This is a genomic window from Pantoea leporis (assembly GCF_028048155.1).
In the GTDB taxonomy this organism is placed as follows: Bacteria; Pseudomonadota; Gammaproteobacteria; order Enterobacterales; family Enterobacteriaceae; genus Pantoea; species Pantoea leporis.
In genome coordinates this window covers 718,381-731,980 of sequence record NZ_JALMEU010000001.1, presented here as the reverse complement: position 1 = coordinate 731,980, position 13,600 = coordinate 718,381, and the positions used below count along the sequence as shown (strand labels likewise).

The window sequence follows — 13,600 nt, the reverse complement described above, 5'->3', positions numbered from 1 at the left end:
TCTCCGAACCGCCAAAGAATTGAATACCAAGTTTCTTAATTCTGGAGTTGCTCATCATGAATACGCTCACCCCGATTCTTAATCCGCTTACGTTACCGAAAGGTGCGGTGCTTAAAAACCGACTGGTTATGGCACCGATGACCACATGTACCGGTTATTACGATGGCGGTGTTACCAGTGACCTTGTCGAATATTATCGCGTGCGCGCCGGCAGCATCGGTACCGTGATTGTCGAGTGCTGCTTTATTGATAACCGTGGCCCTGCGTTTCCAGGCGCGCTCGGTATCGACAGCGACAACAAAATCCCAGGCCTTGCGAAAATCGCCCACGCCATCAAGTCGCAAGGCTCCAAAGCGATTCTGCAGATTTATCACGGCGGCCGTATGGTTGAACCGGCGCTGATCGGCGGTAAAACCCCGGTCGCGCCGAGCGCCATCGCTGCACCGCGTGACGGTGCCACTCAACCTCAGGCGCTGACTGCAGAAGAAGTGGAGGTGATGATCACCAAGTTTGGTGATGCGGTGAACCGCGCGATCAAAGCCGGCTTCGACGGCGTGGAGATTCACGGCGCCAACACCTATCTTATCCAGCAGTTCTACTCGCCAAACTCCAACCAGCGCGACGACAAATGGGGCGGCAGTCGCGATAATCGCGCGCGTTTCCCACTGGAAGTGCTGGAAATCACCCACAAAATGGCTGACCGCTTCGCTGCGGCAGACTTCATCATCGGCTATCGCTTCTCACCGGAAGAACTGGAAGTGCCGGGCATCCGCTGGGATGACACGCTCTATCTGCTGGAGAAACTGGCAGAACGCGGTCTCGATTACGTGCACTTCTCGGTTGGTCAGCTGCTGCGTCCATCGATTGTTGATACTCAGGACCCAACGCCACTGATCACCAAATATCTGGCACAGCGCTCGCCTAACCTGGCGAAAGTGCCGGTAATCGGCGTCGGCGGCGTCGTCAATAAAGAAGATGCCGAGAATGCGCTGGAGCACGGTTTCGACTTGGTGGCGGTGGGCAAAGCCTGTATCGCCTATCCGGACTGGACCGATCGCGTCATCAAGAATCAGCACATGGAGCTGTATATCGACAGCACCAAGCGCGAAGAGTTGACTATCCCGGAACCGCTGTGGCGCTTCTCGCTGGTGGATGCGATGATCCGCGACGTCAGCGATACCGGCCGTAAATACAAAGCGGGCGTTTATCAGGCGAAAGTCGAAGCCGAAGCGCTGAAGCTGAAAATCAACGTTACCCTCGACACCGACCGTATCACCGACATCTCGCTGGTGCCGGATCCGAGCCTCGACGTCGACTTCACCAGCACCTTCGAAAGTCTGCGTGAACGCATTCTGGTGGCGAACAGCCCGCACGTTGACGCCATCACTGGCGCCACCACGCAGAGTGAAGCGCTGAAAAAAGCGGTATCGCGTGCCATGACCACCTCAAGCAAAGAGTATGTGATTGAAGAGGGCGGTAACCCGAACGCACCGGTGAATTACGATGTGGTGGTAGTGGGCACCGGCGGTGCCGGTCTGGCGGCGGCGATTCAGGCGCATGACGATGGCGCACGCGTGGTGATCATCGAGAAGATGCCCACCATCGGCGGTAACACCATCAAAGCCTCGGTCGGGATGAACGCGGCGGAAACCCGTTATCAGAAGTTGAAAGGCATTGAAGACAGCAAAGAGCTGTTCTATGAAGAGACGCTGAAAGGCGGCAAATTCAAAAACAATCCGGTGCTGCTGCGCGAATTTGTTGAGCAGGCGCCCGAAGCGATTGAGTGGCTGGCCGCCAAAGACATCGAGCTGTGCGACATCACCATCACCGGCGGCATGAGCATCGATCGTACGCACCGTCCGGAAGATCGTTCGGCTGTTGGCGGCTTCCTGATCAGCGGGCTGGTGAAAAACGTTAATCTGCGCAATATCGAAGTGTTGCTGGAAACCTCAGTGGCCGAAATTTTAGTGGAAAACGGTGCGGTCACCGGCGTGAAAGTGGTGGATGAGTATAACGACAGCCGCATTATTAACGCCAAAAGCGTGATTGTGGCGACCGGCGGCTTCAGTGCCAACCGCGAAATGGTGGTGAAATATCGCCCTGAGCTGGACGGTTTCGTCACCACCAACCATAAAGGCGCCACCGGCAGCGGCATCGCCATGCTGCAACACATCGGTGCGGATACCGTGGATATGGGTGAAATCCAGATTCACCCAACGGTTGAGCAAACTACGTCGTACCTGATTTCCGAAGCAATGCGCGGCGGCGGGGCGATTCTGGTGAGCCAGGCAGGCAAGCGTTTCTACAATGAAATGGAAACCCGTGACAAAGTGTCCGCTGAGATCATCGCGCTGCCTGAGAAGAGTGCGTGGATTGTGTTTGACGAGCAGGTACGCGCCAATAACAAAGCGGCTGACGAATACATCGCTAAAGGCTTTGTCATCAGCGCGCCAACGCCACACGAGCTGGCGGTGAAACTCAACATGGATCAGGAAGCGCTGCAAACCACGCTCGGTCGTTACAACGAGTTCGTGGCGAAGCAGGATGACGAAGACTTTGGTCGTAAAACCGCGCTGCGTCACCCGCTGAATAAAGGTCCGTACTTTGCGATTCGTATCGCACCGGGCGTGCATCACACCATGGGCGGCGTGACCATCAACACCGATACCGCGGTGCTGGATGCGCAGAAAGAGGTGATTCCAGGCGCATGGGCGGCCGGTGAAGTGGTCGGCGGCATCCACGGCGCCAACCGCATCGGCGGCAACGCGGTGGCCGATATCATCATCTTCGGTATCAAAGCCGGTCACAACGCGGCTAAACTGGCGTTAGGACACTAAGCTGTAAAGATGCCCGCCTTGTGCGGGCATCGTTTTCTTTAGAGGCATGCAATGACCGCTGGCGTCTTTTCTTACTCTGCCGTTCTGATGGGTTCGCCCATTCTGCTCAAATTGTTTGATGACAATCCCACGCTTGCCCGCCACGTATTTCAACTGATTAAACAGCAGGAAAACCTGTTCACCGTTAACCGCGCTGAATCCGAAGTGATGTCGATCAACCATGCCGCAGGCCACCATCCGGTGATCGTCAGCGAAGCGGTGTTTACGTTAATTAGCGTGGCACACGCTGTGAGTTTGCTGCCGGACAGCGCCTTCAATTTCACCATTGGGCCGATTGTGAAGCGCTGGAAAATCGGTTTTCAGGGGCGTGCGGTGCCGCCTGCGCCAGAAATCGCATCCCTGCTAAAGCTGACCGATCCGCATCAGGTGGTGCTCAATCCACATGATCGCTCAGTGTTTTTGCAACAGCCAGGCATGGAGATCGATCTCGGCGCCATCGCCAAAGGCTACATCGCCGATCGCGTGCAGGCGTTTTTACGCCAGCAGGGCGTGCAGCAGGCGCTGATCAATCTGGGCGGCAATGTGCAAACGCTGGGTTCGCCGCCGCACGAGCCGCAGTGTTGGGGCATTGGCCTGAAAAAGCCGTTTGGTCGTGATGATGAGCTGTTAGGCGTGCTGCAGGTGCAGGGCAAATCGGTGGTGACGTCGGGGATTTATGAGCGCTACTTCGAACTGGATGGCCGCTGCTGGCATCATATTTTTGATCCGCAAACCGGCTATCCGCTTGATAACGAACTGCTGAGCGTGACGGTGATTTCCGATCGCTCGATTGATGGCGATATCTACACCACGCTGCTCTTTGGCATGGGCGTGGAGCAAGGGCTGGCTTATCTCGCTGACCAGCCCGACATCGACGCGGTGTTTGTCACGCGCGATCGGCAGATCATCTGCTCCTCGCCGCAGCACTTTCACTTCCAGCAGCTCGATGTCGACTGGCAGCTACGTTACTGACAATATTGCTGCAGCAGCGAATGGTATTCCGGCTGCAGGCGATAGCGGTACACCGGACGGCCGGTCGCGCCATAGTGAATGCTGGTGAACAGAATATTAATCTGCGCCAGCCAAATCAGGTATTTACGACACGACACGCGCGAGATGTTCACTTCAGCCGCCAGTTCGTCAGTCGAGAATTCATGCCCCGGATGCGCATCAATCCACTGACACAGCGTGCGCAGCGTTTGCGGCGTTAAGCCTTTTGGCAGGCGCTTATTGTCGTGCTGCGTCGCCGGGCTGCCGTGAATCAGCAGATCCACATCCGCTTGCTGATAATAATGCTGATTGTCCATCAGCGATTTCTTCTGCCGCCAGCCGGTCAGCGCCTCTTCAAAACGTGGGAACTGGAACGGTTTGATCAGGTAATCCACCACGCCGTAGTGCAGCGAGGTTTTGATATTCTCCGCATCGGCCGCCGACGAAATGATGATCACTTCCACCGCGCTCTGCGCCGTGCGCAGCTCCGGCAACAGATCGAGGCCATTCTCCTGCTGCATATAGATATCCAGCAGCACCAGATCGACCGCAGTATCGCTATTGAACAGGATCTCTTTCGCCTGCTTCAAGGTTGAGGCGGTGCCACAACAGTGAAAGCCCTGAATTTGGCCGATATACGCGCGATTAAGCTCGGCGACCATGGCGTCATCATCGACCACTAACACATTGATCATGCGGATTGGTTTCCTCCATCCCAGGGAAGTTGGACTAAAAATTGGGTAAACACGCCGGGTTCTGACTCCACACTCACGCTGCCACCGATATTTTCAGTTTGCTGCTGCAGCAGAAACAGCCCGACACCGCGGTTTTCACCTTTGGTGGAGAAGCCTTTTTCGAAAATGGTGCTGAGATGATCGGCTTCAATGCCCGGACCATCATCACTCACTTCACAGGTCAGCCAACCGTTTTGGTAGTGCAGCATCACGTGAATCTCGCCTTCTACCTGCTCGTTCATTGCATCCAGCGCGTTCTCAATCAGATTGCCGATCACCGTAATCAGCGCCGCCATCTGCTGCTCATTGCCGCTGTCGGGCAGGAAGCTGGCATCGCTGATGGTCAGGCGATGGCCGCAATCCGATGCGCGGTTGATTTTGCTCAGCAAGAAACCAGCAATCACCGGCGACTTAATCTTATCGAGCAGGAAACCGATCTCCGTCTGGTAATTATTGGCGGTTTTGAGAATGTAGCTTTCCACCTGCGTGTAGTTTTTCATGTGCAGCAGGCCGAGGATCACATGCAGCTTGTTCATAAATTCGTGCGAGCGCTCACGCAGCGCATCGACGTAGTTTACCATGCCCGTCAGACGCTGCATCAGTTGACTGATTTCCGTCTTGTCCCTGAAGGTGCAGACCGCGCCGATAATCCGTCCCTGCGTGCGCACCGGCACGGTATTGCTTAGCAACACGCGGCCATTCACATTCAACTCTTCATCACGCCGCGCCCGCCCGCTGTGCAGCACATCCCGCAGATGATCGTTAATCACCGAGGCATCGTAGATGCGGTCGCCGCTGATGGTGCCCATCGAATCGTTTAGCAGCGATCGCGCCGCCTGATTCACCAGCGTCACCTGCGCCTGATCGTCCATCGCCACCACGCCTTCTTTTAGCGAGTTGAGAATCGCCTGACGCTGTTCAAACAGAGTAGAAATTTCGTAGGGTTCGAGGCCAAACAGGATGCGTTTCAGCACGCGCACCAGCACCAGGGTGCCGATGGCGCCCGCAAAGGTGCCAATCAGGATAGTCCACAAGATGCTCCAGCGGCTTTGGTTAATCTGATCGGTAACGGCGCTGAGTGAAATGCCCACTACCACGACACCAATCTGCTTATGCTGCGCATTATATACCGGCGTATAGACGCGCATTGCCCGGCCCAGAACACCTTGATTGACGGAGACGTTTTCATGACCGCGTATCGCGGGCTCAATATCAGTGCCAATAAAGTGCTGGCCGATGAGTTCAGGATTCAGGTGCGAATAGCGGATGGTATCCATATTGGTCACCACCACAAACAGCAGGTTATTGCTCTCCTGCACGGCTTTAGCAATGGGTTGGATGCTGGTGGCATTTGGCGGCAATATCAGCGCGTGCTGAATCTCAGGAAATTTGGCCAGCGTGCGCGCCACCGCCATGGCTTTGTCCTCCAGCTGCGCGCGGGTCGCTGCGCCAATCTGGAAGAAATAGAACATATGCACGCTGAGCAGCACCAGCACAATCACTGCGCTGAGCATCAGGGTGACCAGCGTATTAAGCTTCATCGGCTGCTTGCGCGCCGCGGTTCCTTGCTGTGAAGAAGACATGATCGCTCTCGGAGGAGAAGAGGGCACATATTATGACGGATAAACAGAAGAAGGTCGCGCACCATGTAAGGCCGCCATTCGTGGCGGCCTCAACATTGGCGGTACTGAATTAACTCGATTTAACGCGATTCGCAAAGCTCTTACGCAGCTTTTGCAGTTTCGGTGGGATTACCGCCATGCAGTAGCCGTTGCGCTGACCCGCGCCTTGCCAATAATCCTGATGATAACCTTCTGCCGCATACCACTCTTTCAGCGGCTCGATGGTGGTCACTACCGGATCGCTCAGATTCTCCTGCGCGCGCGCAATCGCGGCAATCGCTTCGGCTTCCTGCTCAGCATTCGCCGGGAAAATCGCAGAGCGATATTGGGTGCCAACATCGTTGCCCTGGCGGTTCAGCGTAGTGGGATCGTGGGTGGCAAAGCTGATATCCAGCAGATCGCCGTACTTCACCTGCTCTGGATCGAAACCGATGCGAATCGCTTCTGCGTGGCCGGTCGCACCGCTGCACACCTGCTCGTAGGTTGGATTCGGGCGTGCGCCGCCGGTATATCCACTCTCGACTGACTCCACGCCAATCACATCTTTAAACACTGCTTCAGTACACCAGAAACAGCCACCTGCGATCACCGCATATTCGGTTGCCATTATATCTACTCCTGTCAGGGCGAAAGAATTAAAGTGGGGGCAAGCCCATATCAATTCAAGCAGTTAAATTAACATTTCAGGCTTAAAGTCGCCGCGCTTGTCGAGCCGCAAATTGCTCATCACGCTGAAGCGTCCTTCGCCGGTGTAGTGCAGCGTCGGCGGAAACTCCGGCGTTTCAGCTACATGCGCTTTAACGATCTCAAAGATAAAGAAGTTGTAGTTATCTACCATGGAATCGTCATACAGCTGGCACTCAAAGCTGGCAAAGCAATCGCCGATTAACGGCGCATTGACCACGCTTGCCGGTTCGGGTGTCAGATTGAAGGCATCAAACTTATCGAGACGATCGCCGTGGCTGTTACCGATCGCCACTACGCTGTCCACCAGATTGGCCGACGGCACGTTAATCACGCACTGGCCGCTCTGGCGAATCAGTTCATGGCTGTAATTGCCGCCGGCAATCATGCAGCCAACCAGCGACGGCGAGAACTCCAGAATGGTGTGCCAGCCGAGCGTCATGATGTCGCGATGATCCTCAAACTGAGAACTCAGCAGCACCACCGGACCCGGCTCCAGATACTTCCGCGCTTTGCTCACCGGAAAGTCGATTTTATGCATCGGGATTCTCCTGTTGTAGGTACAGACACATTAAGTGTAGATGCCAGCCTTTACCGAGCCGAAAAATCGCGGCATGTTATCGGCTACCTCTTACCAACAGGCCAATAATATGAACAACATCCTGTGTCAGACCCTTAACCTTCGCTATCCGATCATTCAGGCGCCGATGGCGGGCGTCTCGACGCCGGAACTGGCGGCGGCGGTGAGCACCAGCGGGGCGCTGGGTTCGATCAGCGTGGGCGCTTCAACGCCGCAACAGGCGGATAGCATGATCCGCAAAACGCTCGCCCTGACAGCCGCGCCCATCAACGTCAACGTCTTCTGCCACGCGCCGGTGCAGCGCAATCCTCAGCAAGAACAGGCGTGGATCGCTCGTTTCAAGCCGGTGTTTGCTCGCTATGAAGCGACACCGCCCGATGCGCTGTCAGAGATTTATCAAACGTTCGTGGATAACCACGCGATGCTGGAGGTCCTGCTGGACACCGCGCCCGCCGCAGTAAGTTTCCACTTTGGCTTGCCGTCCGCCGCTGTTGTGCAGCGCTTGAAACGTCGCGGCATTATCACACTGGCGAGCGCCACCAGCGTTGCTGAAGCAGGTGCCATCGAAGCCGCTGACATCGATTTTATTGTGGCGCAGGGTATTGAGGCGGGCGGGCATCGCGGGATATTCCATCCAGAAAATGACGATCAGCAGCTCAGCACCTTTACGCTGGTGCAGGCGATTCGCCGGGCGTCGCGGCTGCCGGTGATTGCCGCCGGCGGCGTGATGGATGGCGCGGGCATGGCTGTCATGCTCAAGCTGGGCGCGGCGGGTGTGCAACTGGGTACGGCGTTTATCCTGTGCCCGGAATCCGCCGCCAACGCGGCATATCGTCAGGCGCTGAAAAGCGCGCAGGCCAACAGCACCGAGATGATTGCCGCCATTTCTGGCCGATCGGCAAGATGTCTCACCAACGATTTTTGCCAGCTGGCGCGCGAGTTCGCGCAGGATGCCATTCCCCCTTATCCACTCACCTACGCGCTGGGCAAAGCGCTCGCTGCCGCAGCCGCCGCCAAAGGCGCGCATGGCTTTGGCGCGCAGTGGGCCGGACAGGGCGCCGCGCTGGCGCGGGAAATGCCGGCGGCAGAATTAATTAACACGCTGGTGGCGGAGTGGCAGGCGGCGTAACGCAGCTTTTCTGCTGCGACCATCTCTAGGGTTGAGGAGACGATGATGACAAATCCAGCCGGGATAAATCCCGGAGAACAGGTCGTTTTATACGACGGCGTATGCAAACTGTGCAACGCGTGGGTGATGTTTCTCCTGCGTCACCGCATTCCACGCCATGTACGTTTTGCGGCGGTTCAGAGTGAGCAGGGGAAAGCGCTATTACGTTTTGTCGGTCTGCCAGATGAAGATATTCGCACCATCGTCCTGATTGATGGGCAAAATCATTGGCTCCGTGCGCAGGCAATTTTCCGCATCATGCACTATATGCCGTGGCCGTGGCGCGTTTTGTCTGTCGTGAGGTTTATGCCTGACGTTATCAGCAATTATTGTTACGACCGCATCGCGCTAAATCGCTATCGGCTTTTTGGTCGCTACAACGAGCATTACCCCATTAAATCCGATTATCACGGACGATTTTTAGACCAGTAAAAATCGTCCGTTAATCCTCGAAGCGGTACGCTTGCTGCGAAATGGTTTTAGCCATCATCGATTTAATCCATTCCGTAGGTTCCCGTTTACCGCTGCGTTTGTGTGAATAGATTTTCACGGTGAACCTTGGCGCGGGAAACGGCAGCCTGAATGAGGTCACATCGGCGGCCTGTTTAATTTTACTGGCAACGAAAGACGGGATCGCCATCAGCAATTCACTTTCCGCGATAATAAAGGGCGCACTCAGCATTGACGGCGTTCTGATGGCGATGCGGCGTTTAAGGCCAATGCGCGCAAGATGGGAATCCAGTAATCCCTGCTTTTCATTCCACGGCGTAACCACCAGATGCCCGGCGGCAAGATAGTCGTCAAGATTCAGACTGCTGCGTCGCGCATTGGCAATCACCATAAATTCATCACTGAATAAATCGGTCTCGTCGAGATCGGGATGATGCATGCTATCCGGCTCGCTAAAACTCAGCGCCATATCAATTTCACCCGCCAGTAATTCAATCAGCGCCGGATTATGCGGCAAATGGCAGAGTTCAAAACTCAGGTTGGGTGCCGTATCAGTCAGCGCATGCATCAGCCGCGGAAAGACACAAAAAGCGGTGTAATCCGTTACCGCAATTCTAAAACAGTCATCACTGGTCAGCGGATCAAAAGGCTGCAGCGGGCTGAGATGCCGATTTAATCCGGTTAGCGTTTCGGCAATATAGGGCGCCAGCTGGCAGGCATAGACGCTGGGACACATTTTGTGGCCTTCGCGGTAGAACAGCGGATCTTTAAAAAACTCACGTAATCGGGACAGCGCGTGACTTAACGCGGAAGTACTCAAACTGAGCTCAATCGCCGCCAGCCTGACCGAACGATGTCTGAAAACTGCGTCGAAAACGGGGAGGAGATTCAAGTCCAGTCGACGCAGCACATGATGCATGAAATTCACCTATCATTGATTTTATTGCACTTATTTCATCGAACAATACCCATTATGCTGGGCAGCATCAATCTGATTAAATAAGAAAATAATGCATGAAGATGACTATTCGGCCAGCCAATCCTGAAGACGCGGACGCCATTTACGACATGATTGCTGAGTTGTCGGTTTATGAACATGGATTACAGCAGTCACCAACTACCGTGGAAGAGATCAGATCGACGCTATTCAATCCCGAAAGCCATAGCGAGGCGTTGATGTGCGAGATTGATGGCATAACCGCCGGGTATGCAGTGATTACCCGCAGCTACTCGGCGTGGCTGGGGCGTCGCGGACTCTATATGGAAGACTTGTACTTCTCGCCCAATTTTCGCGGCCTCGGTGCAGGCAAAGCGCTGCTGCAGTATGTCGCGCAGCACGCGGTCAATCATCAGTGCAACCGCATTGAGTGGAGTGCGTTAGATTGGGATCAGTCGGCCAGAGAGTTCTATCTCAGTATTGATGCGCTGCCGTTAAATGAGTGGGTGCGTTATCGGCTCGACGGGGCGGCATTAGAGAAATTTGCTGCCGCCACGCCGCAATAGTTCTCCGCCCAAAAAGTGCCTCGGTCCGCTTCAGTGCGTGTTTTGAAAAGGGCTGATTAGCTCCCGGCGCTGGCGCGTCTGCTGCGACATAAGGGCTATTCGCAGCGCTGAGGCTTTTACGTTGGGCCAGGAGCTTCACGCATGGATGCGTGAAGCAGTTCGGGGCCGGCCAGGACGGCCGATCCCCGAACGGTCCGTCGGCACAACGTGGAAGCCGAAGGCACCGCGCTAGCGGCGCGAGGACGGCCCGTGACGCAGCAGATGTGTCAGAGCCCGCACGATTAATGCAGCCCTTAAGCCAAACTCTTTCATAACTGACAAGTATTAGGCCAAACCGGCCGATTAATGTTATTCCCGTTAAAGCGATTGCAGGAACGTCAGCAGATCGGCGTTGAGCTGATCGGTATGCGTCACCGCAAAGCCGTGCGGTGCGTTGTCATACACTTTCAGCTGCGCGCCGGCGATCATTTCGGCGGCGACTTTCCCGGTGGTTTCGAACGGCACGACCTGGTCGTTGCTGCCGTGAATCACCAGTGTCGGCACGTCGATTTTTGCCATATCAGGACGGAAGTCGGTTTCCGAGAACGCGGTAACACAATCAATCGTCCCTTTTAGTGACGCCAGCAGCGCAATATTCAACGTCTGCGTCAGCGCGCCTTCTGAAACCGTTTGACCGGCGTTGGTGCCGTAAAACGGTGTGGCAAAATCACTGATGAACTGCGCGCGATCTTTACGTAAGCCCTGACGAATGCCTTCAAACACCGACAAATCGACGCCTGCTGGATAATCATCGGCCTTGCCGAAGATCGGTGTCACCGCGCCCAACAGCACTAAGCTATCCACGCGCGCTGTGCCGTAATTGTTGATGTAGCGCGCCACATCGCCGCCACCCATTGAGAAGCCCACCAGCGTCACGTTTTGCAGATCCAGATGGCTAATCAGGTCGTTAATATCCGATGCAAAAGTATCGTAGTTGTAGCCTTCCCACGGTTGATCGGAACGGCCAAAGCCGCGGCGATCAAAAGCGATAACGCGGTAGCCTTTCTCCGCCAGGAAATTCAACTGGCTGTCCCACATATCCCCGTCGAGCGGCCAGCCGTGACTGAATAGCACCGGCTTGCCGGTACCCCAATCTTTGAAATAGATCTGCGTACCATCCTGCGTCTTAAATGTGCTCATGTTTCGGCCTTATTAATGTCGATGAATGAAAGCGCCTTATTCAGGCGCCACGAGATAACGAACTTCCGGAGCTGCAGTGCCTTGATGGAATCCCAGCACGCGGTTCTGAATCTTTTGATCGTTCATGGTGTAGCGCTCGCGCTGACGCAGATGCTCCATCCATGAGCCAACCACAAAGGTCTCGACAAACATGTCGGGTTGCAGCATGTCCTCATACAGAGACCAGTTCAGCGCGCCGCCACGCCGTCTGACGCGACGCATATCCTGCATGCACACCGCAAAGGCATGCGCATCACTGCGGTTGATCTGATAATGATAGCTGACCATCACCGGCCCGCGATCGTGACGAATCTCCAGCTCGGGCAAGGGATCGCTGACCGTGCTGAGGTCGAGGTTCAGATCCGGATCCTGATCCAGCCGCCAGCGCAGCACCGTCAGGCTCGCCAGCAGCATGCCGACAGTGGCGACAGTCAGTGACAATGGAATGCTGAATGTCGATGCCAGCTGTCCCCAAATGGCGCTGCCTAACGTCATCGAGCCAAAAAACACCGTCAGATAGACCGCCAGCGCCCGGGCTTTCACCCATTTGGCGGCACTGCGCTGCGCGCCAAGATTGAGGGTGGAAAGCACGGCAATCCACGCAAAGCCGGTAAAGAACTCGAACGCATTCAGCAACCAGAGGTGACGAATAAACGCCAGCGCCAGCAGAGTGATGGCAAACATCAGGCTCGCCAGCACCATCAGCTGATCGGGATTAAAGCGTTTGCGCATACGCGGCAACAGCAGCGCGCCGCAAATCGCGCCGATGCCGATGCAACCCAGCATAATGCCGTAGCCGCCGGGCCCAAGGCCCAGTTCGCGTCGAGCCACCAGCGGTAACAGCGCCCAACCGGCACTGCCAAACACAAAGAAAGCGATGGTGCGCACCAGCACATTGCGCAGTACCGGCGCAGCATGCACATAGCGCACGCCGGCACGCACCGCCGGGAAGAAGTGCTCCGGCGGCAAACGCTGCACGCTGGGCTGTGCTTGCCACACATACAGCACCAGAAACACGCCGAGTACCGAAAGCGCATTCAGCAGAAACACCATCCACGGACCGGCGAACGACAGAATCAGGCCGCCGAGCGCCGGGCCGATAGCGCGACTGATGTTAATGCCGAGCGAGTTAAGCGCAATCGCCGGGCCGAGCTCCTCCTTACTGACCAAATCCGGCACGATGGCCTGGAAGGGCGGAGAACTCATGGCCGCGCCGGTACTCAGCAGGAACGCCGCAATCAGCAGCACCATCGGTGTGACCAGGTCTGCCCAGGAAAGGAATGTCAGGCTCGCGGCGGCAATAAACACCCAGATTTGCGAGAACAGCAGGTATTTACGCCGGTCAACGATATCCGCCATCACGCCAGACGGCAGTGCAAACAGAAACATCGGTAAGCTGCTGGCGGCCTGCACCAGCGCCACCGAGAGCGGATCGGCGCTCAGTGTCAGCATGGTCCAGTTAACGCCTACGTCGTTCATCCATGAACCGACATTGGATACCACGGTAGCAATCCACAGCATGCGGAACACGCGCTGGCGCAGCGGCTGCCATGGTGAAACCGACTGCGAAACGGGCGGCAGATCCGCCTCGGGGATGTCATGAATGTCATTAACCTGCGCCATGAACAACCTCCGAAACGCCGCCAAACACGCGCCAGCGACCGGGGCCGGTCAGCGCCAGCGTGGTGAAAATGATCAGCAGCAGGCAGCCGGTAAGGCGCAGGAAGAACAGCCCCGCATCAATGCGAGGCGGCTGTGAGAGTGAATGTTTCATG

General features: G+C 55.9%; 13 protein-coding genes. 5 read left to right on the top strand and 8 right to left on the bottom strand.

Features of this window, described 5'->3' with window-relative positions; genetic code table 11:
• Positions 1-56 precede the first annotated feature (56 nt).
• Together MWH02_RS03420 and MWH02_RS03415 are read left to right on the top strand one after the other, a co-directional pair.
• The gene (locus MWH02_RS03420) at positions 57-2,837 is read left to right on the top strand and encodes a flavocytochrome c (RefSeq protein WP_101760770.1); all 2,781 of its coding nucleotides are present in this window, start codon (positions 57-59) and stop codon (positions 2,835-2,837) included.
• 51 nt (positions 2,838-2,888) lie between these two features.
• Positions 2,889-3,848: an FAD:protein FMN transferase gene (locus tag MWH02_RS03415; protein WP_271459894.1), complete on the top strand. Its 960-nt coding sequence runs from the start codon at positions 2,889-2,891 to the stop codon at positions 3,846-3,848.
• Here MWH02_RS03415 and dcuR read toward each other — a convergent pair.
• The 4 genes from dcuR to MWH02_RS03395 form a co-directional block, all read right to left on the bottom strand.
• Positions 3,842-4,561 (bottom strand): two-component system response regulator DcuR, encoded by a 720-nt coding sequence (gene dcuR / locus MWH02_RS03410; protein WP_008102769.1) that lies wholly within the window; start codon positions 4,559-4,561, stop codon positions 3,842-3,844. The two genes, MWH02_RS03415 and dcuR, sit on opposite strands and share 7 nt — an antisense overlap.
• Positions 4,558-6,183, bottom strand: coding sequence for a sensor histidine kinase (locus MWH02_RS03405; protein WP_271459893.1), 1,626 nt, complete (start codon positions 6,181-6,183; stop codon positions 4,558-4,560). Before MWH02_RS03405 ends, dcuR begins: the two co-directional genes overlap by 4 nt.
• Positions 6,184-6,292: 109 nt before the next feature.
• Positions 6,293-6,829: a peptide-methionine (S)-S-oxide reductase MsrA gene (msrA, locus tag MWH02_RS03400; RefSeq protein ID WP_101760767.1), complete on the bottom strand. Its 537-nt coding sequence runs from the start codon at positions 6,827-6,829 to the stop codon at positions 6,293-6,295.
• A gap of 63 nt (positions 6,830-6,892) precedes the next feature.
• On the bottom strand, positions 6,893-7,447 hold the full coding sequence (locus MWH02_RS03395) for a flavin reductase family protein (protein WP_101760766.1): 555 nt from the start codon (positions 7,445-7,447) through the stop codon (positions 6,893-6,895).
• 109 nt (positions 7,448-7,556) lie between these two features.
• On the opposite strand from MWH02_RS03395, the gene MWH02_RS03390 reads away from it, so the two are divergent.
• The gene (locus MWH02_RS03390; RefSeq protein WP_271460175.1) at positions 7,557-8,615 is read left to right on the top strand and encodes an NAD(P)H-dependent flavin oxidoreductase; all 1,059 of its coding nucleotides are present in this window, start codon (positions 7,557-7,559) and stop codon (positions 8,613-8,615) included.
• Between the two features lie 45 nt (positions 8,616-8,660).
• A complete protein-coding gene (locus MWH02_RS03385) occupies positions 8,661-9,086 on the top strand; it encodes a thiol-disulfide oxidoreductase DCC family protein (protein ID WP_110865972.1) in 426 nt (141 codons plus the stop codon).
• A gap of 10 nt (positions 9,087-9,096) precedes the next feature.
• On the opposite strand, the gene MWH02_RS03380 is transcribed toward MWH02_RS03385, so the two are convergent.
• Positions 9,097-10,023: a LysR family transcriptional regulator gene (locus tag MWH02_RS03380; protein WP_271459892.1), complete on the bottom strand. Its 927-nt coding sequence runs from the start codon at positions 10,021-10,023 to the stop codon at positions 9,097-9,099.
• A 95-nt stretch (positions 10,024-10,118) separates the two neighbouring features.
• Here MWH02_RS03380 and MWH02_RS03375 point away from each other — a divergent pair, with 95 nt between their 5' ends.
• Complete coding sequence (locus MWH02_RS03375) at positions 10,119-10,607, top strand: GNAT family N-acetyltransferase (RefSeq protein ID WP_137385627.1); 489 nt, start codon at positions 10,119-10,121, stop codon at positions 10,605-10,607.
• A gap of 357 nt (positions 10,608-10,964) precedes the next feature.
• Here the strand turns inward: MWH02_RS03375 and MWH02_RS03370 are convergent, their stop codons facing one another.
• The 3 genes from MWH02_RS03370 to MWH02_RS03360 are packed head-to-tail and all read right to left on the bottom strand — an operon-like array spanning position 10,965 to position 13,599.
• Positions 10,965-11,786: an alpha/beta fold hydrolase gene (locus MWH02_RS03370; RefSeq protein WP_101760762.1), complete on the bottom strand. Its 822-nt coding sequence runs from the start codon at positions 11,784-11,786 to the stop codon at positions 10,965-10,967.
• Between the two features lie 36 nt (positions 11,787-11,822).
• The gene (locus MWH02_RS03365; RefSeq protein ID WP_192234211.1) at positions 11,823-13,448 is read right to left on the bottom strand and encodes an MFS transporter; all 1,626 of its coding nucleotides are present in this window, start codon (positions 13,446-13,448) and stop codon (positions 11,823-11,825) included.
• Complete coding sequence (locus MWH02_RS03360) at positions 13,435-13,599, bottom strand: hypothetical protein (RefSeq protein WP_167391167.1); 165 nt, start codon at positions 13,597-13,599, stop codon at positions 13,435-13,437. The genes MWH02_RS03365 and MWH02_RS03360 overlap by 14 nt, the downstream gene beginning before the upstream one ends.
• Between the last annotated feature and the right edge of the window lies 1 nt (position 13,600).

Bases quoted from the DNA above. Each gene is read 5' to 3' on its own strand.
- MWH02_RS03390 (WP_271460175.1), top strand. From the start codon at position 7,557: ATGAACAACATCCTGTGTCAGACCCTTAACCTTCGCTATCCGATCATT.
- MWH02_RS03415 (WP_271459894.1), top strand. From the start codon at position 2,889: ATGACCGCTGGCGTCTTTTCTTACTCTGCCGTTCTGATGGGTTCGCCC.
- MWH02_RS03420 (WP_101760770.1), top strand. From the start codon at position 57: ATGAATACGCTCACCCCGATTCTTAATCCGCTTACGTTACCGAAAGGT.
- MWH02_RS03375 (WP_137385627.1), top strand. From the start codon at position 10,119: ATGAAGATGACTATTCGGCCAGCCAATCCTGAAGACGCGGACGCCATT.
- MWH02_RS03360 (WP_167391167.1), bottom strand. From the start codon at position 13,599: ATGAAACATTCACTCTCACAGCCGCCTCGCATTGATGCGGGGCTGTTC.
- MWH02_RS03370 (WP_101760762.1), bottom strand. From the start codon at position 11,786: ATGAGCACATTTAAGACGCAGGATGGTACGCAGATCTATTTCAAAGAT.
- dcuR (WP_008102769.1), bottom strand. From the start codon at position 4,561: ATGATCAATGTGTTAGTGGTCGATGATGACGCCATGGTCGCCGAGCTT.
- msrA (WP_101760767.1), bottom strand. From the start codon at position 6,829: ATGGCAACCGAATATGCGGTGATCGCAGGTGGCTGTTTCTGGTGTACT.
- MWH02_RS03385 (WP_110865972.1), top strand. From the start codon at position 8,661: ATGACAAATCCAGCCGGGATAAATCCCGGAGAACAGGTCGTTTTATAC.
- MWH02_RS03380 (WP_271459892.1), bottom strand. From the start codon at position 10,023: ATGCATCATGTGCTGCGTCGACTGGACTTGAATCTCCTCCCCGTTTTC.
- MWH02_RS03395 (WP_101760766.1), bottom strand. From the start codon at position 7,447: ATGCATAAAATCGACTTTCCGGTGAGCAAAGCGCGGAAGTATCTGGAG.
- MWH02_RS03405 (WP_271459893.1), bottom strand. From the start codon at position 6,183: ATGTCTTCTTCACAGCAAGGAACCGCGGCGCGCAAGCAGCCGATGAAG.
- MWH02_RS03365 (WP_192234211.1), bottom strand. From the start codon at position 13,448: ATGGCGCAGGTTAATGACATTCATGACATCCCCGAGGCGGATCTGCCG.